Source organism: Grimontia sp. AD028 (genome assembly GCF_000973155.1).
GTDB lineage: Bacteria > Pseudomonadota > Gammaproteobacteria > Enterobacterales > Vibrionaceae > Enterovibrio > Enterovibrio indicus.
In genome coordinates this window covers 13,848-35,507 of sequence record NZ_LASY01000021.1, presented here as the reverse complement: position 1 = coordinate 35,507, position 21,660 = coordinate 13,848, and the positions used below count along the sequence as shown (strand labels likewise).

Annotated in this window: 21 protein-coding genes; 9 read left to right on the top strand and 12 right to left on the bottom strand. The window is 48.3% G+C overall.

The window, feature by feature from the left end:
- The 6 genes from RN22_RS05560 to rfaD form a co-directional block, all read right to left on the bottom strand.
- Complete coding sequence (locus RN22_RS05560; protein WP_197076254.1) at window positions 1–906, bottom strand: polysaccharide pyruvyl transferase family protein; 906 nt, start codon at window positions 904–906, stop codon at window positions 1–3.
- Between the two features lie 5 nt (window positions 907–911).
- Complete coding sequence (locus tag RN22_RS05555; protein ID WP_052737496.1) at window positions 912–1,649, bottom strand: glycosyltransferase family 25 protein; 738 nt, start codon at window positions 1,647–1,649, stop codon at window positions 912–914.
- A 49-nt stretch (window positions 1,650–1,698) separates the two neighbouring features.
- The gene (gene waaF, locus RN22_RS05550; protein WP_046303449.1) at window positions 1,699–2,769 is read right to left on the bottom strand and encodes a lipopolysaccharide heptosyltransferase II; all 1,071 of its coding nucleotides are present in this window, start codon (window positions 2,767–2,769) and stop codon (window positions 1,699–1,701) included.
- Window positions 2,759–3,982 (bottom strand): O-antigen ligase, encoded by a 1,224-nt coding sequence (locus RN22_RS05545; protein WP_046303448.1) that lies wholly within the window; start codon window positions 3,980–3,982, stop codon window positions 2,759–2,761. Before RN22_RS05545 ends, waaF begins: the two co-directional genes overlap by 11 nt.
- 75 nt (window positions 3,983–4,057) lie before the next feature.
- On the bottom strand, window positions 4,058–4,999 hold the full coding sequence (gene lpxM, locus RN22_RS05540; protein WP_046303447.1) for a lauroyl-Kdo(2)-lipid IV(A) myristoyltransferase: 942 nt from the start codon (window positions 4,997–4,999) through the stop codon (window positions 4,058–4,060).
- Window positions 5,000–5,073: 74 nt separating this feature from the next.
- Window positions 5,074–6,018, bottom strand: a complete 945-nt coding sequence (gene rfaD, locus RN22_RS05535) for an ADP-glyceromanno-heptose 6-epimerase (protein WP_046303446.1) — start codon at window positions 6,016–6,018, stop codon at window positions 5,074–5,076.
- A gap of 107 nt (window positions 6,019–6,125) precedes the next feature.
- Between rfaD and RN22_RS05530 the strand changes: the two genes are divergently transcribed.
- From RN22_RS05530 to tdh, 3 genes are all read left to right on the top strand, one after another.
- Entirely contained in the window at window positions 6,126–6,788 is a 663-nt protein-coding gene (locus tag RN22_RS05530; RefSeq protein ID WP_046303445.1) for a TetR/AcrR family transcriptional regulator, read from the top strand.
- Between the two features lie 177 nt (window positions 6,789–6,965).
- Window positions 6,966–8,162, top strand: coding sequence for a glycine C-acetyltransferase (locus tag RN22_RS05525; protein WP_046303444.1), 1,197 nt, complete (start codon window positions 6,966–6,968; stop codon window positions 8,160–8,162).
- Window positions 8,163–8,168: 6 nt separating this feature from the next.
- A complete protein-coding gene (gene tdh / locus RN22_RS05520) occupies window positions 8,169–9,209 on the top strand; it encodes an L-threonine 3-dehydrogenase (protein WP_046303443.1) in 1,041 nt (346 codons plus the stop codon).
- A gap of 45 nt (window positions 9,210–9,254) precedes the next feature.
- Here tdh and RN22_RS05515 read toward each other — a convergent pair whose 3' ends face one another.
- The 3 genes from RN22_RS05515 to gpmM form a co-directional block, all read right to left on the bottom strand.
- Window positions 9,255–9,971, bottom strand: coding sequence for a divergent polysaccharide deacetylase family protein (locus RN22_RS05515; protein ID WP_046303442.1), 717 nt, complete (start codon window positions 9,969–9,971; stop codon window positions 9,255–9,257).
- Window positions 9,972–9,989: 18 nt separating this feature from the next.
- Window positions 9,990–11,153, bottom strand: coding sequence for a peptidoglycan DD-metalloendopeptidase family protein (locus RN22_RS05510; RefSeq protein WP_046303468.1), 1,164 nt, complete (start codon window positions 11,151–11,153; stop codon window positions 9,990–9,992).
- Window positions 11,154–11,342: 189 nt separating this feature from the next.
- A complete protein-coding gene (gene gpmM / locus RN22_RS05505; protein WP_046303441.1) occupies window positions 11,343–12,881 on the bottom strand; it encodes a 2,3-bisphosphoglycerate-independent phosphoglycerate mutase in 1,539 nt (512 codons plus the stop codon).
- Window positions 12,882–13,328: 447 nt separating this feature from the next.
- On the opposite strand from gpmM, the gene RN22_RS05500 reads away from it, so the two are divergent.
- From RN22_RS05500 to cysE, 4 genes are all read left to right on the top strand, one after another.
- Window positions 13,329–13,769 (top strand): rhodanese-like domain-containing protein, encoded by a 441-nt coding sequence (locus tag RN22_RS05500; protein ID WP_046303440.1) that lies wholly within the window; start codon window positions 13,329–13,331, stop codon window positions 13,767–13,769.
- A gap of 99 nt (window positions 13,770–13,868) precedes the next feature.
- Entirely contained in the window at window positions 13,869–14,342 is a 474-nt protein-coding gene (secB, locus tag RN22_RS05495) for a protein-export chaperone SecB (protein WP_046303439.1), read from the top strand.
- A gap of 22 nt (window positions 14,343–14,364) precedes the next feature.
- Window positions 14,365–15,381: an NAD(P)H-dependent glycerol-3-phosphate dehydrogenase gene (gene gpsA / locus RN22_RS05490; protein WP_046303438.1), complete on the top strand. Its 1,017-nt coding sequence runs from the start codon at window positions 14,365–14,367 to the stop codon at window positions 15,379–15,381.
- A gap of 230 nt (window positions 15,382–15,611) precedes the next feature.
- Window positions 15,612–16,457 (top strand): serine O-acetyltransferase, encoded by an 846-nt coding sequence (gene cysE / locus RN22_RS05485; protein WP_046303467.1) that lies wholly within the window; start codon window positions 15,612–15,614, stop codon window positions 16,455–16,457.
- 82 nt (window positions 16,458–16,539) lie between these two features.
- Here cysE and pfkA read toward each other — a convergent pair whose 3' ends face one another.
- From pfkA to RN22_RS05470, 3 genes are all read right to left on the bottom strand, one after another.
- Window positions 16,540–17,502, bottom strand: coding sequence for a 6-phosphofructokinase (pfkA, locus tag RN22_RS05480; protein WP_002535284.1), 963 nt, complete (start codon window positions 17,500–17,502; stop codon window positions 16,540–16,542).
- A gap of 259 nt (window positions 17,503–17,761) precedes the next feature.
- The gene (fieF, locus tag RN22_RS05475; protein ID WP_046303437.1) at window positions 17,762–18,658 is read right to left on the bottom strand and encodes a CDF family cation-efflux transporter FieF; all 897 of its coding nucleotides are present in this window, start codon (window positions 18,656–18,658) and stop codon (window positions 17,762–17,764) included.
- Window positions 18,659–18,805: 147 nt separating this feature from the next.
- Complete coding sequence (locus RN22_RS05470; protein WP_046303436.1) at window positions 18,806–19,288, bottom strand: CpxP family protein; 483 nt, start codon at window positions 19,286–19,288, stop codon at window positions 18,806–18,808.
- Window positions 19,289–19,467: 179 nt separating this feature from the next.
- Here RN22_RS05470 and RN22_RS05465 point away from each other — a divergent pair, with 179 nt between their 5' ends.
- Window positions 19,468–20,163, top strand: a complete 696-nt coding sequence (locus RN22_RS05465) for a response regulator (protein ID WP_046303435.1) — start codon at window positions 19,468–19,470, stop codon at window positions 20,161–20,163.
- Entirely contained in the window at window positions 20,163–21,533 is a 1,371-nt protein-coding gene (gene cpxA, locus RN22_RS05460) for an envelope stress sensor histidine kinase CpxA (RefSeq protein WP_046303434.1), read from the top strand. Before RN22_RS05465 ends, cpxA begins: the two co-directional genes overlap by 1 nt.
- Window positions 21,534–21,660 lie beyond the last annotated feature (127 nt).

Below are 21,660 nucleotides of genomic sequence, written 5' to 3'. Positions count from 1 at the left end.
CTATTTAATGATGGGTTTTTCCTGACCCTTCCATGTTACATTTTTATAATTCTCTTTTAGTGACTGATTGTAAATGGCCTCGCACTTAAAATAACTGTTGCTATAGAAATTAACATTTTTCCCAAGTAAAGCAGCTGTAATTGCCACATGCAACCTATCGGTATTAACTATGTCAAATTTATCAATGAATTGAATGAAGTTACATGCGGAAGCTCTGATCTTGTATTCACTTTGTGTAGTGAAAGCGAAACTCCTAGAAATATCGATATTAGGGAAGTCTAAGTCCCATCCCATAGATTCAACGTCTTTTCGAAACGCATTCAATGTATGATTTGATGCCTTAGACTCATATGATAATTTATGTCTAATCATGCGCCAAATGTGCTTTATTCTTACTGAGTCTCGTTTATTTTTGATAGCAGATCTTTTAATTAGATTGAATGTGTTATAATCTTTCAGTTGTTGATATTTCGATATTTCGATATAAAAAGCCATATCGTGGGATAAATGAACTTCAGCTGATAATGCATGTTCTTTTACATGTGCATAAGATGTCTCTTCACGGCAGAAAATTATAACATTCTCCCCTAAACTGGATAGGAAGTCTTCGAATCCAACAGTTGTTTGAGGTAAAAGAATTAATTTTTTGGCTTTTTCTTTTATTTCATTGAGTAAATCTGGAACAAAGTAATAGCTGTTAAGGTAACCCCCTCCCCCATATATAACTATACTATCCTTTATGTCAGGAGTGATTTCACTGATAAGCTCATAATCCAATCCAATATGGTTAAAGTAGTCAAATGTTCCAAGCGCAATAATAGAATCTCCAGCATTACCCGGATTGGAAAAATAAAACACTTTCTCGTTCTTACAGCTATTAAGAAGAATGTTCTTAATATTACTCATTGTATTCATTCTAATTCACACATTCTTTTTTTGGAAAATTTAATATATAGGTTTAGTTTTTGCTGCTCGATAAAACGATATATTTCTCTCTTGGCGCGCTGTGTCAAAGATACTTTTGGTTTTCGTCTACAGCCGATATCTGAACTTTCGTCTAAATGAGTGATGCATGATGGAATCGCACAATAAATACCGGCTTTGTGTCTCCATTCGTTATCGATAAATACATCAACAGGCTCGTACCACTCTTCAGATGCAGTTATTAACTTTCGCGCAGCATTTGGGGATAATACGTATCCTTGCGTTCCAAGAACTGGCTTTTTATAACTTACTATGCATAGGTTTTTATGCTCGTATTTATCTGAAACATACTTATCTTCTAAAAAAGTAATTAAACGGACTAGTCCATATTTGTCGACTATATTTATAACTTTTTTTACGTCTTCTTTGAAGTTATCAAGAACTCCAATGTCATCTTCCAATACAACAATAGGTTCGTTAAGCTCTACACATTTCTGCCATAATAAATAGTGGCTGGTAAAGCATCCTTTTTCTCCAGGAGTGAGAGAATAGCCCTTACGATTTAGCCTCTTCTTATCATTATATTTATGAAAAAAAGGATGAGGATTCTCTCTACCATCAATTGCGTCAAAATATTGAAAATTGATACCTTTTCCTTCCATGGTACTCAAGATATGCTTTCTTCGGTCATGTGAACGAGGTAAGGAAATTACAAAAATATTCATGTGACTAACTCTTAAGTGCATTTATATAGTCAGTTTGGTCTGCGCTTTGTTAGTGTGAAACGCTTATTTTAAGGTTTTCATACTTTTCAAGAACTAACTGAGGTGACAGCTCCGTTAGGCATTTCATATGCCCCAAAGGGCATGTCCGCTTAAAGCAAGGCCTACAAGAAATATCAGTATTTACTATGGCTGCGCGATCGGTAAGCGGTGGCGTGTAATTTGGAGAGCTTGAACCATAAATTCCTAATATGTTACACCCTACAGCGGCGGCAACGTGCATCAAACCCGAGTCATTGGAAAATACAGTTTCACAAGAAGATAGCAAATCAATGACATCAACAAGAGATGTTTTTCCTGACAGATCAAAACAATGCTCTTTTGTATTGGGTTCTATGAGGTTTATTATATTTTTAGAAATTAGTGTATCTTTCGGGCCACCGAATAAACAAACCTGCGCCCCTTTGCTAACAAAATGCTCCACAATAGTTGCGTAGTGACGTTCTGGCCATCTTTTGGCTGGGCCAAACTCCGCTCCAGGACAAATCCCTATGGTCTTGCGATTTGCATCAATTCCAAATCTCGAAATACAGGCGTCTCGGTTTATAGAGTCAACACTGAGCCTTGGCTTTGGAATCATTGCCAGAGCTGTATTATTGATCATGTTGTCTTTATCATGCGCAAGAGCGGCGTAGCGCTCTACCATGTATTGAAATACTCTTTTGTCTGGTCTTAGGTCATTTAGCAACCCGTATCTGAACTCTCCCTTCCAACCAATACGCTTTGGAATCTTTGCAAACCACGGAATGAGGGCTGACTTAGCTGAGTTTGGTAGTATAAACGCCTTGCTATACTGCGTTGCCCTCAGCATTTTGCCTAAATCCCAGCGAGTGGAAAGAGCAAAGTCGCCATGCCCCAAGGGCATATCTATAGCCCTTGACACTTCCGGCATCCGTTCAAGTATAGGTTTACACCAAGCTGGAGCCAATACATCAATTTCTACTTTTGGATTCTGGTGTTTTAATATGATGTATAGTGCTTGAGACATCACCATATCACCAACCCAAGAAGGCCCAACAACTAAGATTTTCTCTGGTATGGAGTCAAATTTTTCAATTTCCATTGTGCACTTCTGATGTTTTGTTTGGATAAACGCTGGCCGCTAAAAAAAGTGCCAAGAAGAATCCGTAGTAAGAGCTAATCATGTTGCCCTGCAAGAGCACTTCAGTTAACCCAAAAATGGCTATACCAACAACAAAAACTAGCCCAGTTGAAGCCCAGATGTTTTTCCTTTTTTGATACATAAGGCCTGCAGGGATGACAAGCATTGCAACAAGAGCGATTATGCCCAGCAGCCCAGTAGAGCCTATCATTTCAAAATACTGGCTATGGGCATGCCCTCTGCGCATTCCGGCCGTTTGTTTATCAATTTTACCTTGCTGGTAAAGGTCTTCATTTAATTCTTTTCGTTGGCTATAAGTTAAGCCGAGAAGCGGATTTTGTTTGAAACTTTCTGATGCGGCATACCAAAGCTGGATGCGTACTCCTGATGAATGGGCTTCTGACATATTTCCAGCCAAAACCCATTTGGCTTCCTGTATTGTAAATTCGACTCTTTCTTTAATGGCATCTGAAATTTGGTAGGAGGCTATAGAAGTAAGTGATAAGAGAATTACACTCATAAGGAAAAACTTCTTTTTAAGTGCGGACCAGTTTAGTACACAAGTAAGTATTAGCAATAGAGGAGCAGCAAGAATTGCCCCCCTCGTAAGAGTTAAGACTGTTGAATAGATACAAAATAAGAAACCCAAAAAAAGCCAGTGCTTTCTTATGGAGCCATTTATGAGAGATAAATTTAAGAATGCTAGAGAGCAAGCTAGGTAACCGAAGTTAATGCTAAATAAAAATCCATCCACTCTTGGCATACCTAGAGTAAAATACTGGTATGTTGAGATTGCTGCAGTTCCAATAGAGCCAGCGATCAAACCTAGCTCCAAAGAATTTCTCACATCAAAATTTCTTATCTCAGACTTCAGGAGGAAATAGATTGGGATACACAGAAGAATTCTACTTGGCCCATCTACGTATCGGAAGTTCCAACTGTCGATTATCACATTTGGTATGTTTGCTATAAAATAACTAGAAAAAGCCATCACAACCAGAAAATCCACTTTGGTGAGTGATGTTTTTTTTGCAGTTTTAATGTGGTAAAAAATTGAATAAACAACGAGCAAAGCAATAACTAGTATGCTTAGGTTATGTGTCCACAATAGCAGAGCAGGGACCAAAAAAATCGCAGAGTTGATTGCGAATTTTGGTGAAACTAATGCTCTCATTTTCTCTCCATATCACTACCAATAAATAGCCACTTACATTCTTAGCGTATTAGTACAGGCTTTTCTTTATAAAAATTAGTACAATTCAGTACCATCAGACCTAGATCTCAGCAAATTCATAATCCACATATACTGGCCAGGGTCGTTTTCCAAAAACTGCTCAATGCGTTCGTTCATCATGCGTGCATCCGTTTCTTCGCTACCTGATGGGAAAGGAGCCAGTGGCGGCTGTACAATCACCTCAAAGTTTCCGGTTTCACGATTGTAAACAGGCATCAGTGGAACGATTTTAGCGCGGCTTAATGTCGCAAGCTTGCCTAAACCAGACAGTGTTGCTTTCTGTGCGGCGAAGAAAGGCACAAACACGCTGTAATCCGGGCCATGATCTTCATCCGGCAGGTAGTAGCCAAGGTAGCCTTCACGCACGGATTTAATAAAGGGCTTAATGCCATCTGCACGCTCGTGAGTGCGACCACCGTATTTCAAACGCTGGACGTTCATCAACCAGTCAGCCACTTTGTTCTTTTGCTTTTTTACCATGGCTGCGACAGGCAAACCGCGTGAAGCAAGCTGCACCGCTGGGTAGTCAATCGCCCAACTGTGAGGCACCAGCAAAATGACTTTTTCACCGTTCTCGACAAGCTCTGTCAGGATTTCCTCATTGCGGAACAAAGTACGCTTTTCCAAGTAACGCTTGCTGCGCATCATAATGGTGGCGAAGCCCAAGAGAACGCATCCCGCATTAATATAGCTTTGCTCTAGAATGGTGAAACGCTCTTTGTCGGTTTTCTCTGGGAAACATTGTTGAAGGTTGATCACTGCACGCTTTTTGGCGCGGTTGTTCATTCTTACCATACGTTTGGCGAGAAACTCAGCGAATTTGTCGCGAAGTCTGAATGGCACAAAGGCCATGATGGCAGCAAAGAAAATACCCAGCCAGGTACCCCAATAGCGTGGGTGCAGAAACGCCCATTCAAAGGTTGGTAGGTAAGAGCTGTTTTTCGGATCTTGGCTCATAGAGTCGGAACTACAGAAATCGAACTTAGGAAGAAAAAACGGGTGACGTCGTTATTCCACCCGTTTTCAGCTAATTACTTATTCAAAATCGCCATGTACTCGGCAACGCCTTCCGCAACGGTTTTAAACTCGTCTGGATAACCGGCTGCGCGAACTTTGGTGAGATCTGCCTGAGTGTAAGCCTGGTAGCGGCCTTTCAGGTGGTCTGGGAATGGGATTTCTTCCACTTCGCCTTGACCATGGTGCTTGATGACGGCTTCAGCGACCGCACGAAAAGGTTCTGCGCGGCCGGTACCGCAGTTGAAGATGCCTGATTGACTGTTTTGCCAGAACCAGATGTTCATCTTGCATACGTCACCAACATATACGAAATCACGCTTGAAGGTCTCGCTGCCTTCGAACAGTTTCGGGTTTTGGCCGTCTTTGATTTGGTTATTCAGGTGGAAAGCCACAGAGGCCATGCTGCCTTTGTGGTTCTCTCGTGGGCCGTATACGTTGAAGTAACGGAAACCGGTGATTTGAGACAGCGTCTCACCGTGCGCTTCAGCGTCTGCCCAAATGCGGCGAACATAGTTGTCAAACAGCTGCTTTGAATAACCGTAAACGTTCAGTGCGCCTTCGTATTGTGGCTCTTCGATGAAGTCGTGGTCGCGGCCGCCGTAAGTTGCAGCCGATGATGCGTACAGGAATGGGATTTCGCGCTCGAGACAGTAATGCAGCAACTCTTTTGAATACTCATAGTTGTTGAGCATCATGTACTTGCCGTCCCACTCAGTAGTTGCAGAGCACGCACCTTCGTGGAATACCGCTTCGATCGGACCGAAATCGTCACCGGCCATGATTTGTGCGATGAAGTCTTCTTTGTCCATGTAATCAGCGATATCCAGGTCAACCAGATTCACGAATTTGGTGCCGTCTTTCAGGTTATCAACTACCAGAATATCGTTGTAACCTTGTTCGTTCAGCGCTTTAACCAGATTGCTGCCGATCATGCCGGCGCCGCCAGTCACTATAATCATATCTTTACCTAAATTCTGTTGACCTGAATTATGAGAAGACCCCACCAGTAATTCAGTGAGGCTATGGTAATATTTCCCTTTCTGGGCTTGAGGATAGCAGTTTAACCATGAAAACCCGTGATCGCATTATTCATTCAGCGCTGGCGCTCTTCAACGAGCAGGGTGAGCCAAACGTCACCACTAACCATATTGCTGCCGATCTGGGGATCAGCCCGGGAAACCTGTATTACCACTTCCGTAATAAGGAAGAGATTATACACAGTATTTTCGATCAATACGCGCTCGATCTTTCGACAGGTTTCCAGCCGGAAGTCCCAGCAGAATCTGACGAACAACGGCTGCTTGCATACCTTGATGCCACCTTCCAACTAATGTGGCGATACCGTTTCTTCTACGCCAATCTGCCCGATATCCTAAGTCGCGATGCCGAGCTTCAGAACAAATACCTGGAAGCGCAGCAGGCATTGAAAGCCAATCTCTTTGCAATGTTAAGCCGCTTTCGTGAAACGGGATGGCTGGATATGGACGATGAAGCGCTGCAATCGCTCTGCAGCACGCTGAAACTTGTCGCGTCGAGTTGGATATTCTATCAAAGTGCGCAGTCACCGCAGGCGAAAGTGACGCCAGTGGTGATTTATCAGGGCGTGCTGCAAATCCTCAACATGGTGTCACCGATGACGACCGATAAAGGCAGGGCAGTAGTATCAGGTTTGATAGGGCACTACCGCGAACAGATGGAAAGCACCAAGGCGGCTTCCGACTCAGCGTGATCGAGCACAATAAGATGTACTAATTCAATAGACGCGACCTTCCTCAGAACTCTATCATCTACACTCTTTCTAATATGTCATACTGTAAGCTAGGTGTTATTTAGACACTTTAGCTTTCAGTGGTGCAATAATCATATTGATATCAACCTGTTCCTGTTTCCATCGACGGAGTAAGCGATGACTGCCGCTTTTTACCAGCAAATCCGCCAGCAGCTTGAAGAAGTAAAAGCTGAAGGCCTGTACAAAGATGAACGTGTGATCACGTCAGCCCAAAAGGCGAACATCTCAGTAACGTCCGGTGACGAAGTGCTGAACTTCTGTGCCAACAACTATCTGGGTCTGGCTAACCACCCTGCGCTGATTGAAGCGGCAAAAGCAGGGATGGATGAGCATGGCTTCGGCATGGCGTCGGTACGCTTTATCTGCGGCACCCAAGACTCGCACAAGGTATTGGAAGAAAAGCTTTCTGCCTTCCTCGGTATGGAAGACACCATTCTTTACTCTTCTTGCTTCGATGCCAACGCTGGCCTGTTTGAAACTATTTTGGGTGCAGAAGATGCGATCATTTCCGATGCGCTGAACCACGCTTCTATCATCGACGGTGTGCGTTTGTGTAAAGCGATGCGCTTCCGCTATGCCAACAACAATATGGAAGAGCTGGAGCAACAGCTGATTGCGGCGAAAGAAAAAGGTGCTCGCAATACACTGATCGTGACAGACGGTGTGTTCTCGATGGACGGTGTAGTCGCAAACCTGCCTGCTATCTGCGATCTGGCAGAAAAATACGGCGCACTGGTGATGGTGGATGACTCTCATGCCGTGGGCTTTATGGGCGCAAACGGTCGTGGTACCCACGAATATCATGACGTGATTGATCGTATCGACATCATCACCGGCACTTTGGGTAAAGCGATGGGCGGCGCGTCAGGCGGCTACACGTCAGGCAAGAAAGAAGTGATTGATTGGCTCCGTCAGCGCTCACGTCCTTACCTGTTCTCGAACTCACTGGCACCAGCGATTGTTTCAGCGTCTATCCGTGTGATTGATCTGCTGGCAGAAAGCGGCGATCTGCGTGACAAGCTGTGGGACAACGCCAACCATTTCCGTACCCGTATGAGTGAAGCGGGCTTTACGCTGGCAGGTGCTGACCATGCCATCATTCCCGTGATGCTGGGTGATGCAAAAGTGGCGGGCGAATTTGCAGAGCGCATGATGAAAGAAGGTATCTACGTAGTCGGTTTCTCTTTCCCTGTGGTACCGAAAGGTCAGGCACGTATTCGCACGCAAATGTCAGCGGCACACAGCCGTGAGCAACTGGACAAGGCAATCGACGCCTTTATCAAAGTCGGCAAAGACATGGGTCTGATTGGATAAGCAACGATGACGAACAAAATGAAAGCGCTGGCAAAACTGAAAGCAGAACCGGGCATTTGGATGACCGAGGTTGAGCAGCCGGAGCTGGGCCATAACGATCTGCTGATCAAAATCCGCAAAACCGCGATTTGTGGCACCGACGTGCATATCTACAACTGGGATGAATGGTCACAAAAGACCATTCCTGTGCCTATGGTTGTTGGACATGAGTACGTGGGTGAAGTGGTTGGTATCGGCCAGGAAGTGCGTGGTTTCGCCATTGGCGACCGCGTATCAGGTGAAGGTCATATTACCTGTGGGCATTGCCGTAACTGCCGTGCTGGTCGTACGCACCTTTGCCGCAACACTATTGGTGTAGGTGTAAACCGTGAAGGTGCGTTTGCCGAGTATCTGGTGATCCCAGCATTCAACGCATTCAAAATCCCAGAAGATATTTCAGACGAGCTGGCTTCTATCTTCGACCCATTCGGTAACGCGGTTCACACTGCGCTGTCTTTTGATCTTGTCGGTGAAGATGTCCTGATCACAGGTGCTGGTCCTATCGGCATCATGGCGGCAGCAGTCGCGAAGCACGTGGGCGCGCGCCATGTGGTGATCACCGACGTGAACGAATACCGTTTGGAGCTTGCCCGCAAGATGGGTGTGACCCGCGCGGTGAATGTGGCAGAAGAAAAACTGGAAGACGTGATGTCAGAACTGGGCATGCGCGAAGGCTTCGACGTGGGCCTTGAGATGTCCGGTAATCCGTCTGCGTTCAACGGCATGCTCCAAACCATGAACCACGGTGGTCGTATTGCGCTGCTGGGTATTCCGCCGTCAGACATGGGTATCGACTGGAACCAGGTGATTTTCAAAGGTCTGGTGATTAAAGGCATCTATGGCCGCGAAATGTTTGAAACCTGGTACAAGATGGCAAGCCTGATCCAATCTGGTCTGGATTTAAGCCCAATCATCACGCACCATTACAGTGTGGATGACTTCCAGAAAGGCTTCGATGTGATGTGCTCTGGACAGTCAGGTAAAGTTATCCTCGATTGGACCAAGTAATCATCGTCTGTTGCTTGAATTTCAAAACCCGCTTCGGCGGGTTTTTTACTGCCTGAGCGCCAGTGAGATGGGCACCAGCTCCACTTCTTTTTGAAGTTCAGGAAGCTGTGCTTGTAAGGTTTCCAGCGTTACAGGAAAGGGGTGGGCGATCACCACAGCAACACCGCGGCGTTTGGCTTGTTGTACGGCAAGTTTGAGCTGGTTTTCGATGAAGGCTTCATTGGGGAAATGGTCGAGAAACACATGACGGCGATTGGTGGCTAGACCATGCTCGCGGGCAATCCGCTGGGCGACGGTTTTGGGCGTGGTGCGGCTGTCGATAAAGCCAATTTCTCGTTCTTCAAGGAGCTCCATGATCCAATGCATCGGTGCCTTGTGTTGGGTCAGCAGGCTACCCATATGGTTATTCACTGCCACTACCTGCGGGACACGATACAGCGCCTCTTTCACTGAGCCCTGCATTTCCTTTTTACTCATGGCAAGCGTCAGTGAGTTAGGCTCTTGCGGCGTGCCATCAGGGCTTTGCATCGGAAGGTGAAGCAAGACTTCGCGCTGTTGGCTCAAGGCGGTCAGCGCAACCGCCGTGTCGAATTCGGTGAAGGGGATGATGGAGACACTGATTTGCGGCGGCAAAGCGGCAATCTCTCTTGGCATCATTTCGTAGCCAAGGTCATCGATAATAAAGGCGATTTTAGGTTTGGCTGCGATGGGCGCAGCCAGAAAGAGAAGGAGTAGGGTGGTAACAGCAACAATCCTTTGCATCTGAAACCTACAGGGCCTTTACCGTGTCAGCCAGGGGCTGGGGTTGGTGGCATTACCTTTGCGCCGGATTTCGAAATAGAGCGCCGAGGCATCCTGACCGCCACTGTTTCCGACAAGGGCAATCGGGTCACCCGCTTTGACGGTATCACCGACATTGCGCAGCAAAGCCTGATTGTAGCCGTAGAAGCTCATGTCCCCTTTGCCGTGGTCGACCACCACCATCAAACCATAGCCGCGTAGCCAGTTTGAAAGCACCACAGTACCATCATGTGCGGCTTTGACTTCGCTACCTTCTTTAGCCGCGATAACCATGCCATTCCAGCGCAGTTGTCCGGTTTGCTCAGTGCCATATCGGTGCAGGATTTTCCCTTTTACTGGCCACTGCATCTTGCCTTTGTACTTACCGAGGCCATCCATTTTGACTTTCGCTTGCTCTGCGGCAATGCGGGCTTGTTCAGCAGCGCGTTCAAGTTCTACTTTCAGACGCTTCTCGTTGTTACGAAGCTCAGCAAGGTAACCCTTGTCACTGTTGATTTCACGGCGGATAGCGCCTGCTGTTTTCTTCTGAGCCTGCTGCTCTTTTTCCAGCTTAGCTTTATCAGCGGCAAGAGAGGCAATTAGTGTCTTTTGCTTTTCGGTTTGCTGCTGCAGGGTGCGGCGTTTTAGCTGCAGCTCAGTATCGGTAGCAGCGAGTTCGTTGATAGCATCCGTTCGCGCCTTGGAAAGTTTTTCTGCATACACCGTCATACGATCCATGTCCGTGGAGTCTTCACCACTTAATAGCGCATTCAGTTGGCTGTGTTGGCCTTGTCGGTACTGGCTGTTTAAGAGCTCTTTTAAAAGCTCCATCTGGCCAAGCTTAAGCTGTTCAAGACGCTGGCTTTCACGGTTTAGTGTGGCGATATCTTTTTCGATAACGCTTAAATCAGCATTGGCATCGCGCATCTGTGTTGCGATAGCGGCGATGGATTGCTCTTGGGATTTGAGATTGGATTGCAGCGCGTTGAGTTTTTTCGATTTGGAATTGAGCTGCTGTTCCTGACGGGAGATTTCACTTTTCATGCCAGAAAGCTGCTCGTCACTGGCGAGAGAGGCTGGGCTGGTAAGCAGGCACAACAAAACGCCAGCGCTTATGGCACTGGCGCGCAACAATTTTAAGTGGCGCAACGTTCTTCCCTTCATGGCAGGCAGTATATCAAGCCGATCTGGAGTTGGCATTACTCTGCCTGTCTCAGCATCGCAAGTTCGAGAATAAAATCGGTGAAGTTTACTTCCTCTATTTTAAGAGAAAATCAGGAAGTGAGTTGTCAGAATTGCATAAAAAAACGCGCTCCGAAGAGCGCGCTTTTCATCACTGAAGAGTGTGGCTAATTACTTAGCAACGAACAGTGGTTTACCGGTCATGTCAGCTGGCGCTTCAACACCGGTCAGTGCCAGCATCGTTGGCGCCAGGTCAGACAGCTTACCGCCATCAACCAGGTCGATGTCTTTGCTGCCCGCGTAAATCAGTGGTACTGGCAGGTTAGTGTGCGCAGTGTGAATACCACCGGTTGCTGGGTCAACCATCATTTCCGCGTTACCGTGGTCAGCAGTGATCAGCAGTTGACCATCAACTTCTTTGATCGCTTCAACAACACGGCCAATGCAGTGGTCGATAGCTTCAACGGCTTTAACTGCTGCATCGTAAACGCCAGTGTGGCCAACCATGTCACAGTTCGGGTAGTTACAGATGATTTGGTCGAACTTGCCGCTCTTGATCGCGTCAACCAGCTTGTCAGTCAGCTCTTCAGAGCTCATTTCTGGTTGCAGGTCGTAAGTTGCGACTTTCGGGGAGGCAACCAGAGCACGCTCTTCGCCTTCGAATACGGATTCAACACCACCGTTGAAGAAGAAAGTGACGTGCGCGTATTTTTCGGTTTCAGAAATACGCAACTGAGTTTTGCCTTGCTTAGACAGCCACTCACCCAGGGTGTTAACCAGGTTTTCTGAAGGATAAGCACATGCGGTGTCGATGTCTGCCGCGTATTCCGTCAGCATCACGAAATCTGCAAGCGCTGCAACTTTGTTACGAGCGAAGCCATCAAAGCCAGGCATGAATGCGCGGGTGATTTGACGCGCGCGGTCAGCGCGGAAGTTCATGAAGATCACTGCGTCGCCGTCGTTGAAAGACGCAACAGGCTGGCCTGCAGTGCGGATTTCAGACGCTTGAACGAATTCATCGTTTTCGTCACGGGCGTAAGCGGCTTCCAGCGCTTCTACTGCAGAGCCGTATGTGAACGCGCCTTTTGCTTCAACCATCAGGTCATAAGCTTTTTCTACGCGATCCCAGTTGTTGTCACGGTCCATGGCGTAGTAACGACCTACGATAGATGCCGTGCGGCCTTTACCCAGTTTCGCAAACAGGGCGTCGAAACGCTCAAGTGATGCTTTCGCGCTGCGAGGTGGGGTGTCACGACCGTCCAGGAAGCAGTGCAGGTACACTTCTTCAGCACCACGTTGAACTGCCATTTCAACAGCTGCTGCAATGTGGTCTTCATGGCTGTGAACGCCGCCTGGAGACATCAGACCCATGATATGAACCGCTTTGCCTGCTTTCGCTGCTTTGTCGATAGCACCGGTCAGTACTGGGTTATCGAAAAACTCACCATCTTGGATAGCTTTGGTGATTTTAGTCAGGTCCTGGTAAACGATGCGGCCTGCACCAATGTTGGTGTGGCCTACTTCTGAGTTACCCATTTGACCGTCTGGCAAACCAACATCCATACCTGATGCAGAGATCAGGGTGCTGGTGCCCGCCATCAAGCCATCAAGAACAGGTGTATTCGCGTTCGCAACTGCGTTGTCGCTGTTGTCTTCGCGGTAACCCCATCCGTCCAGAATAACGAGTGCCAAAGGCTTCTTAGCAGACATACGGTGTCCTCTTTATGTCGATTTCAATATTCGTGAATTAGCGTAACTTTACTACATTTTATTGGTTAAGCAGTAGGCAAACTTTTTCGCTAAATCTTCAACAAAAACTGTAATGGAGGGTGCCGAGCCTTGCATTTACTGGTCTGCGCAAGAGTCTTACCTTTTCGAAAGGGTCTCGTTATTGAAGAGCACCAAAGAAAATTTTGTAGTAAGTAAACAGATCAGTCGCTTATCTTTCGCTTCAACTAGGTGAGCTGAGCCGAATACGCCCGGAAATAACATTCTCCTTGTAGGACAGATATTGAGGCGAATGTGACCGATTTCAAGCTTTTTGATCCTGTTGTCAGTGAGCGGGGGCATGGAAATCCAAGCCCATGCTGTATTTGCACAGTTTGAAGGTTATACTCGGGTTCGATTTTTTGTGCCGACACTTAGTAGAAGCGAGCCATGCAGCAGTTTATTGAATTTGTACAAGCTAACTTGATCTTGTCCCTGGTGTGGGTGGGTCTGGTTGTTGCGCTGATCCTGTCAGTCATCAAACAGAAAACCGCACTTTATAAAATCATTACGCCAAGCGATGCGACTATCTTGGTTAACCGTGAAAAGGGTGTGTTTGTTGATATCCGTAGCCGCGATGATTACCGCGCGGGTCATATTGCGGGCGCACTTCACGTTTTGGCGAAAGACATCAAAGCGAATAACGCCGCTGAGATTGAAAAACATAAGTCTGACCCAATCATCTTGGTGTGTAAGACTGGTCAAACGGCGATTGAATGCGCCAACGTGCTGGCAAAAGCCGGTTTCGAGAACGTGAATGTTCTGAAAGATGGCCTGATCTCGTGGAACGAGGCGAACCTGCCACTGATCCGCAGCAAGAAGAAAAAGTAACCAAAGACGGGTTCACTATTCTGAAGGCAGCTCAGTGAGCTGCCTGAATCGTTTTAAAATGCGTGAAAGCATTTGTCTAAATAACAAGGATTTATCACTATGGCTGAAGCAGCAACCAACCCACAAGCGCAACAGAACTTCGCGATTCAACGTATCTTCCTGAAAGATGTTTCTTTCGAAGCGCCTAACTCTCCAGAAGTGTTTCAGCAAGAGTGGAACCCAGATGTAAACCTGGATCTGGATACTCAAAGCCGTGAACTGGGCGAAGGTGTATACGAAGTGATTCTGCGTCTGACTGTGACCGTGAAAAACGGCGACGAGAACGCATTCCTTTGTGAAGTTCAGCAAGGTGGTATCTTCTCTGTAGACGGTATGGAAGCGCCACAACTGGCACACTGCCTGGGTGCGTTCTGCCCGAACATCCTGTTCCCATACGCGCGTGAAACGATTTCTAGCCTGGTAGTGAAAGGTACCTTCCCACAACTGAACCTGGCACCGGTTAACTTCGATGCGTTGTTCATGAACTACCTACAAAGCCAACAAGCGCAAGCTAAAGACGGCGCTGACGCGTAATAAGCAATTTTAAGGTCGACACATGACAGATATCGCCAACGCCAATGTGGCCATGACCGTACTGGGCGCAGGCTCTTACGGTACGTCTCTCGCAATCTCACTGGCCCGGAATGGTGCCAATGTGGTGTTGTGGGGGCACGAGCCAGCGCATATGGCACAGCTCGAAATTGATCGCTCAAACGAAGCGTTTCTGCCGGGTGTCGCATTTCCCGACTCACTCATCCTGAGCGCTGATCTTGAAGCATCTATTCAAGCCAGCCGGGATATTCTGGTGGTGGTGCCAAGCCATGTATTTGGTCTGGTGCTGGCACAGGTGAAACCTTTCCTTCGTGATGACCAGCGTATCTGCTGGGCGACCAAAGGCCTTGAGCCTGAAACCGGCCGCCTGTTACAGGACGTCGCGCGCGAGCAATTGGGCGAGGACGTGCCATTGGCAGTATTGTCTGGCCCAACGTTTGCCAAAGAGTTGGCGGCAGGTTTGCCTACCGCTATCTCGGTTGCTTCACCAAACGCTGAGTTTCTGGCTGAGCTGCAGGAAAAAGTGCACTGTGCGCGCTCTTTCCGCGTTTACGCCAACAGCGACTTTATCGGTATGCAGCTTGGTGGCGCAGTGAAAAACGTCATTGCGATTGGCGCGGGGATGTCGGACGGCATTGGTTTTGGTGCTAACGCACGTACGGCGCTTATTACCCGAGGTTTGGCAGAGTTGACGCGTTTAGGCGTGGCACTCGGCGCAGAGCGTGAGACCTTTATGGGCATGGCAGGCTTGGGTGACTTGGTATTGACTTGTACCGACAACCAATCCCGAAACCGCCGTTTTGGTCTGGCACTGGGTCAAGGTAAAGGCGTTGATGAAGCGCAGGATGAAATTGGTCAGGTGGTTGAAGGCTACCGTAATACAAAGGAAGTTCGCGCACTGGCAAAACGCACTGGCGTTGAGATGCCTATCGTCGAGCAGATTTTCCAAGTGCTGTATGAAGGCAAAGATGCCCGACAGGCAGCGCAGGATCTGTTGGCGCGACAACGTACCTCTGAATAGTTTCTCCGTTCAGTCGGGTCTAACAAAACGCGGGACTAAGGTCTCGCGTTTTTTGTTTTTGCGACAAACAGCAAGGAGAAGGTCAACCAAGCTGACAGACCTATTGGTAGTGTTGGGTTGTTTGGCGTTCTATGTCACACTTAGGTCAATGCTTCGCCGAAATGCCGCAGAGAGAGCATGGAATGATCGAAGCATAAAGCAATGTACTGACAGCAGGTATGGGTAAAAAGATGCAAAGGATGTGCGGTGAAGGCCGCGATAAAAAATGCCAGCAGGAAAAAGTCTGGAAGGCCATCAAGCGTGAGGCGAAGGAGCAATCAGAGCGTGAACCTATGCTCGCGAGCTTCTTTCATGCCACTATCATCAAACATGACTCCTTGGGTGGTGCGCTGAGCTATATTCTGGCTAACAAGCTTGCTACGCCGAGCATGCCTGCCATGGCGGTGCGTGAAGTGATTGAAGAAGCGTATGCCGGTGATAGCAGTATTGCTGAATCGGCGGCTTGTGATATCTGCGCCACGGTGGAACGCGACCCAGCCGTTGAGCTTTACTCCACGCCATTGCTTTATCTAAAAGGTTTCCATGCGCTGCAAGGGTTCCGTGTGGCTAACTGGCTCTGGCATCAAGGCCGCCGTGAATTGGCTGTCTATTTGCAGAATCAGATTTCCGTAGCCTGTCAGGTCGATGTTCACCCGGCGGCGCGTATTGGCCGCGGCATCATGTTTGACCATGCGACTGGCATTGTCGTAGGTGAAACCGCGGTGATTGAAGATGATGTTTCCATCCTACAGGATGTGACTTTAGGTGGTACCGGTAAAGAGTCCGGCGATCGCCACCCTAAAATCCGCTCCGGTGTGATGATTGGTGCCGGGGCAAAAATCCTTGGCAATATCGAAGTGGGTGAAGGGGCGAAAGTGGCGGCATGCTCAGTGGTGCTTATCCATGTGCCACCGCACACCACAGCGGCGGGTGTACCTGCCAAGATTGTCGGTGCGCCAAGCAGTGACAAACCTTCGTTCGATATGGACCAGAAGTTTAAGTGCGGGCAGAGCTTTAGCGAAGGTGATGGTATCTGAGTGTCACCTGCCTGAAACGAGACGAACAGCGGATACAAAAAACGGAGCCATTAGGCTCCGTTTTTTTTCGACCAATGCTGAATTAGAACAGCTTGGTTGCCACGTCGTACAGATCCTTGCGGAATGGACGGCGCATGTTGTCGATAGCATCGATGATGTCGTGGTGAACCAGCTGTTCGTTCTGAACGCCCACACAACGACCACCTTCACCTTGCATCAGCAGTTCAACCGCGTAAGCACCCATACGTGATGCCAGAATACGGTCAAACGCACGTGGCTGACCACCGCGCTGAATGTGACCCAGGATAGTTGCACGGGTCTCACGGCCAGTTTCCGCTTCAATGTACTTCGCCAGTTCATTGGTGTCAGTCATTAGCTCAGTGATAGCGATAATGGCGTGCTTCTTACCCTTGTAGATACCTTCTTTGATCTTTGAAATCAGGTTCTCTTTGTCCAAACCGATTTCTGGGGTAATGAAGTATTCACAGCCACCTGCGATAGATGCCATCAGAGTCAGGTCACCACAGTGGCGGCCCATCACTTCAACGATAGAAATACGCTGGTGAGAAGAAGATGTATCACGCAGACGGTCAATCGCTTCAACAACGGTGTTCAGTGCAGTCAGGTAGCCAATGGTGTAGTCAGTACCTGGAATATCGTTGTCGATAGTGCCTGGCAGACCGATACATGGGAAGCCCATTTCAGTCAGCTTCTTCGCACCCATGTAAGAGCCGTCACCGCCGATCACAACCAGCGCGTCGATGCCATGCATCTTCATGTTCTGGATGGCTTGTTCACGCACTTTCTCTTCTTTGAACTCAGGGAAGCGCGCAGAACCCAGGAAGGTGCCGCCTTTGTTGATAATGTCTGACACGCTGGTGCGGTTCAGTTTCTCGATACGATTTTGATGCAGACCCTGATAGCCGTCGTAAATACCGTAAACTTCCAGACCTTCGCTCAATGCGGCGCGAACAACGCCACGAATCGCTGCATTCATACCCGGGGCGTCACCGCCACTGGTCAAAACACCAATTTTACTAACCATGGTTACCCTCTGACTTTGGGAATTGAAATTTCAAATCCATTGACTCTATGTTGGCGCTACCATCCCACCCCTGCTTTCCGTTGAAAGTCTTAGCGGGTAACGCGGGTTTGCCTCAACATCCGAGACGTGCCAGTTTAGCCTGCTGGCACTTCGTTTGAAACTGTAACTTTCCTACTTATGAAAGACTATTACAATTTTGCTAACGTTTTTCGTTGATAAATATCAGTAACCGTTGCAAATATTCGTGCGCCAATGTGTATTAAATTTGTTCGCGCGGTGATTTTCCTACGATTGAGACCGGATCTTGGTGAATGAGGATATCTGCGCCGGGGTAGGCGACCTCCAGGCGGTCTTCTACCGCATCTGCGATCCGGTGCGCATCGACCAGCTTGAGGTTGTCGTCCAGTTCAAGGTGAAGCTGAATAAAGCGGGTTGCACCTGCCTGACGTGTACGCAGATCATGCACGCCCTCCACGCCCGGTACCGTCGATGCCAAGGTATAAATCTTCTCCTGATCTTCGACCGGAAGCTGGCGGTCAAGCAGCGACTGCACTGCCTCATTCGCCATCCTAAAGGCACTGACAAGAATAAAGATGCCGATACCGATAGCGAAAATCGCGTCTGCCATTGGGAAGCCGTACCATGCCAGTCCGAGTGCCACGATAATCGCAATGTTCATCAGAAGATCAGATTGGTAATGCAGGGAATCTGCGGCAATTGCCTGACTACCTGTTTTGCGAACCACCCATTTCTGGAACAGGACTAAACCACCGGTGATCAGCGTCGCGATACCACTGATGAGCACACCCGCCTCGGGGTGGTTCAACTCAGTCGGTTTGAACAGTCGCTCGACGCCATTAAGCAACAGGAAGCAGGCAGAGCCGACAATAAATGCCGCCTGTGCGAGGGCGGCGAGAGATTCCGCTTTACCGTGTCCGAACTTGTGCTCTTCGTCGGCGGGTTGAAGCGCATATCTGACAACGACGAGGTTGGTGACCGACGCGAGAAGGTCAATCAGGGAGTCGACAAGAGATGCCAACAGGCTGACCGAGCCTGTATACCACCAGGTAAAAAGCTTCATTAAAAGCAAGAAGGTAGCAGTAATGGTTGCTGCCCACGCAGCGGTCTGAACGAGTCGGGCGTATCTTTCAGTCATGAGCACTATCAGCGTGATTTAAGTGTTCGCAGTATAACGTTTTTTTACGACAAATTAACGCACCGCATCAGACTGGCGTTCAGTGGCAGAAAGACAAATGCCGGCGAAGGCCGGCATTTGGGGGAACTTATTGGAGTTAAAGGACTATTAGCCGCGATCTTCCATGCGTTTTTGCATGCGTTCGGCCATCTTATCCATGTTTTCTTTAACCTGAACTTTTTGCTCAGGGGTCAGAATGCTCATCATTTCGTGTTGGCTTTTCACCATGGCTATACGGCGCTCGACCTGCTGGTCAACCATCTTTTCTGCCAGTGCGCGAACAGCTGCTTCATCGAAGTTATCTGCCAGCATCAGCTCTTGCATCTGTTGGCGTTCTGCCATCATCTGGGTACGGAGTTCACCTTTGTTGGCTTTCATAGATTCGCGTTTTTGCTCGCGAAGGGTTTTCAGTTCTGCCTTTTGCTCGTCGGTCAGGTCAACGCCACGCAACAGGTGTTTACCCATCATGCCTTTACCGCCGTGCATACCTTCACCACCGTGATGTTTGCCGCCAAATGCCATGGCAGACATTGAGCCCATCATCAGAGGCAGGGCGATAACAGTTGCAGCAATACGTTTTGAAAATTTCATGGTGTTCTCTCCGGTTTTTGTTGTGTCGCTTGATGGGAGTAACTTTACCCACTGGGATGTAAACCGGTGTTCTGCCTACGTAAAGCAATGTAAAGGCGGGTAAAGCTAAGACTTACACATGGAATCAGTTCGATGAATGGCAGATACTAGCCATAACAACACAGTACTAGGCGCACACCATGGCAAACATTCTTCTTATTGATGACGACACAGAACTGACCAGCCTGCTTCATGACTTATTGGAGCTGGAAGGCTACCAGGTGGATACCGCCAATAATGGTCAGGAAGGTCTGGATAAGATCAGTGAAAGCACCGATTTGGTGCTGCTGGATGTGATGATGCCGGTACTGAATGGCATGGAAACCTTGCGCCGTCTTCGCGATAGCTGGGAAACCCCGGTATTGATGCTGACCGCTAAGGGTGAAGAGATTGACCGCGTGATGGGGTTGGAACTCGGTGCGGACGATTACCTGCCAAAACCTTTCTCTGATCGTGAGTTGCTCGCCCGTATGCGCGCTATTTTGCGCCGCACCGCGAAGGGTGGCGACGAGAAGCGATCAGACGATAACCAAGACAAGCTCGAATATCAGGATATCGTGATCTATCCCGGCAAAATGGAAGTGTATTGCCAGTCTCAGCTGATTGAGATGACCGGCACGGAAACCGCTTTGCTAGCGTATCTGGTCAAACAGTCGGGAAGCGTGGTAGCAAAGGCAGATATCAGCCTGAATGTGCTCGGAAAACGTCTTGCCCCGTTTGATCGCGCCATCGACATGCATATCTCCAACATCCGGAAAAAACTGCCTGAACGTGAAGATGGCAAGCCGCGAATTAAAACCCTGCGCGGCCGTGGCTATTTGCTGGTGGAGGCATAATGAAACTGCCGACCATCAAGAGTCTTTATGGCCGTATTTTTGCCATCTTCTGGCTGACTTTGCTATTGGTGTTGATTGCTGTATTGGCGGCGCAACACAGTGACCCTCGTCAGCAACATACTGTGCCCACTGGGATGCAAACTGAGTTTAAAGCACTGGCTCAGAGAATTTCGGAAGAAGTGTCAGAGATGAGAGGGTCACTCAAACAAAAACTGCTGCGTTTACAGAGACAACAACCTGAACGCAAACCGATGAAAATCTATTTCACGACGCTTGATGGTGAATTGCTGGATAGAGGTCATCATGGTGGCAGCAGAATGCTGAAAAACTTCACCACGCTTGCTGATGACCCAGAAGACCCGATGCAGCGCCTTTATGGAAAATGGATGCTGGCTGGACCGTTTTTGATTGATGATGGCAGCGCTCAGGCATTGATGTACGTCGGCAAGCTCTGGCGCGATAAACCGCCGTTTTACGTACAAATTCTTGATAGACCTTTTCAACTGCTGTTGGTCACCATGGTGGTCAGCACGCCGCTATTGCTTTGGCTCGCGTGGGCCGTAACCCGCCCAGCTCGTCGCTTACAGGCAGCGGCCGAGCGTGTGGGGGAAGGGCGCTTTGAAACTGACCCTTCTTTGGAAAAAGGGCCGCGAGAGTTTGCACAAGCGGGAGCCAGCTTCAACCAGATGGTGACGGCATTAAATCAGATGATCAGTGGGCAGCAACGTTTGCTGTCTGATATCTCCCATGAGCTTCGCTCTCCACTGACCCGGCTTCGTATGGCGAATGCACTGGCGATTCGCAAACAGGGTGAAAGCACAGATTTGGCGCGCATTGATACCGAAGCAGAGCGCATGGAACAGATGATTGCTGATTTGCTTTCTCTTTCCCGAATGCAGCTTAACAGCCATGCCGAACGTGAAGTGCTGACGCTGGCAGAACTGTGGGAAACCTTATTGGAAGATGCAGAGTTCGAAGCGGGGGAAAGTGGAAAAACGCTGGTGTACAACACGATTCCCGACGCCAGCATTGAAGGAAATGGCAACCTGCTTTGCAGTGCGTTGGAAAACGTTGTGCGCAATGCCATTAAGTATGCGGACACTAAAGTCGAAGTGTCTTTCACACAGCGTGGTAGAGAGTTAACGGTCAGCGTCAGTGACGATGGGGAAGGCGTACCAGAAGAAATGCTGGATGATATTTTCCGGCCTTTTTACCGCGTGTCGACTGCGCGTGACAGGCAAAGCGGTGGCACAGGATTGGGGCTCGCGATTACTGATAGTGCCATGCGCCAGCATAATGGCAGCGCCAAAGCGAGCCTGAACAGCCTAGGCGGTTTGACTGTTGATCTGACATTAAAAACGTTGAGCTGATAATAGCGTCATTAAATTTTACGATAAACCTCTCATATTTGAAACGTTTTGCTAACCTTATTGATAAGTTTGATGGAGAGAGGCTCCCTCTCTCCCGACCTATGCAGTTGAAGGCTTAGCGGAGAGG

Coding starts and splice junctions, on each gene's coding strand:
- RN22_RS05560 (WP_197076254.1), bottom strand. CDS start 906: ATGAGTAATATTAAGAACATTCTTCTTAATAGCTGTAAGAACGAGAAA.
- RN22_RS05555 (WP_052737496.1), bottom strand. CDS start 1,649: ATGAATATTTTTGTAATTTCCTTACCTCGTTCACATGACCGAAGAAAG.
- waaF (WP_046303449.1), bottom strand. CDS start 2,769: ATGGAAATTGAAAAATTTGACTCCATACCAGAGAAAATCTTAGTTGTT.
- RN22_RS05545 (WP_046303448.1), bottom strand. CDS start 3,982: ATGAGAGCATTAGTTTCACCAAAATTCGCAATCAACTCTGCGATTTTT.
- lpxM (WP_046303447.1), bottom strand. CDS start 4,999: ATGAGCCAAGATCCGAAAAACAGCTCTTACCTACCAACCTTTGAATGG.
- rfaD (WP_046303446.1), bottom strand. CDS start 6,018: ATGATTATAGTGACTGGCGGCGCCGGCATGATCGGCAGCAATCTGGTT.
- RN22_RS05530 (WP_046303445.1), top strand. CDS start 6,126: ATGAAAACCCGTGATCGCATTATTCATTCAGCGCTGGCGCTCTTCAAC.
- RN22_RS05525 (WP_046303444.1), top strand. CDS start 6,966: ATGACTGCCGCTTTTTACCAGCAAATCCGCCAGCAGCTTGAAGAAGTA.
- tdh (WP_046303443.1), top strand. CDS start 8,169: ATGACGAACAAAATGAAAGCGCTGGCAAAACTGAAAGCAGAACCGGGC.
- RN22_RS05515 (WP_046303442.1), bottom strand. CDS start 9,971: ATGCAAAGGATTGTTGCTGTTACCACCCTACTCCTTCTCTTTCTGGCT.
- RN22_RS05510 (WP_046303468.1), bottom strand. CDS start 11,153: ATGAAGGGAAGAACGTTGCGCCACTTAAAATTGTTGCGCGCCAGTGCC.
- gpmM (WP_046303441.1), bottom strand. CDS start 12,881: ATGTCTGCTAAGAAGCCTTTGGCACTCGTTATTCTGGACGGATGGGGT.
- RN22_RS05500 (WP_046303440.1), top strand. CDS start 13,329: ATGCAGCAGTTTATTGAATTTGTACAAGCTAACTTGATCTTGTCCCTG.
- secB (WP_046303439.1), top strand. CDS start 13,869: ATGGCTGAAGCAGCAACCAACCCACAAGCGCAACAGAACTTCGCGATT.
- gpsA (WP_046303438.1), top strand. CDS start 14,365: ATGACAGATATCGCCAACGCCAATGTGGCCATGACCGTACTGGGCGCA.
- cysE (WP_046303467.1), top strand. CDS start 15,612: ATGCAAAGGATGTGCGGTGAAGGCCGCGATAAAAAATGCCAGCAGGAA.
- pfkA (WP_002535284.1), bottom strand. CDS start 17,502: ATGGTTAGTAAAATTGGTGTTTTGACCAGTGGCGGTGACGCCCCGGGT.
- fieF (WP_046303437.1), bottom strand. CDS start 18,658: ATGACTGAAAGATACGCCCGACTCGTTCAGACCGCTGCGTGGGCAGCA.
- RN22_RS05470 (WP_046303436.1), bottom strand. CDS start 19,288: ATGAAATTTTCAAAACGTATTGCTGCAACTGTTATCGCCCTGCCTCTG.
- RN22_RS05465 (WP_046303435.1), top strand. CDS start 19,468: ATGGCAAACATTCTTCTTATTGATGACGACACAGAACTGACCAGCCTG.
- cpxA (WP_046303434.1), top strand. CDS start 20,163: ATGAAACTGCCGACCATCAAGAGTCTTTATGGCCGTATTTTTGCCATC.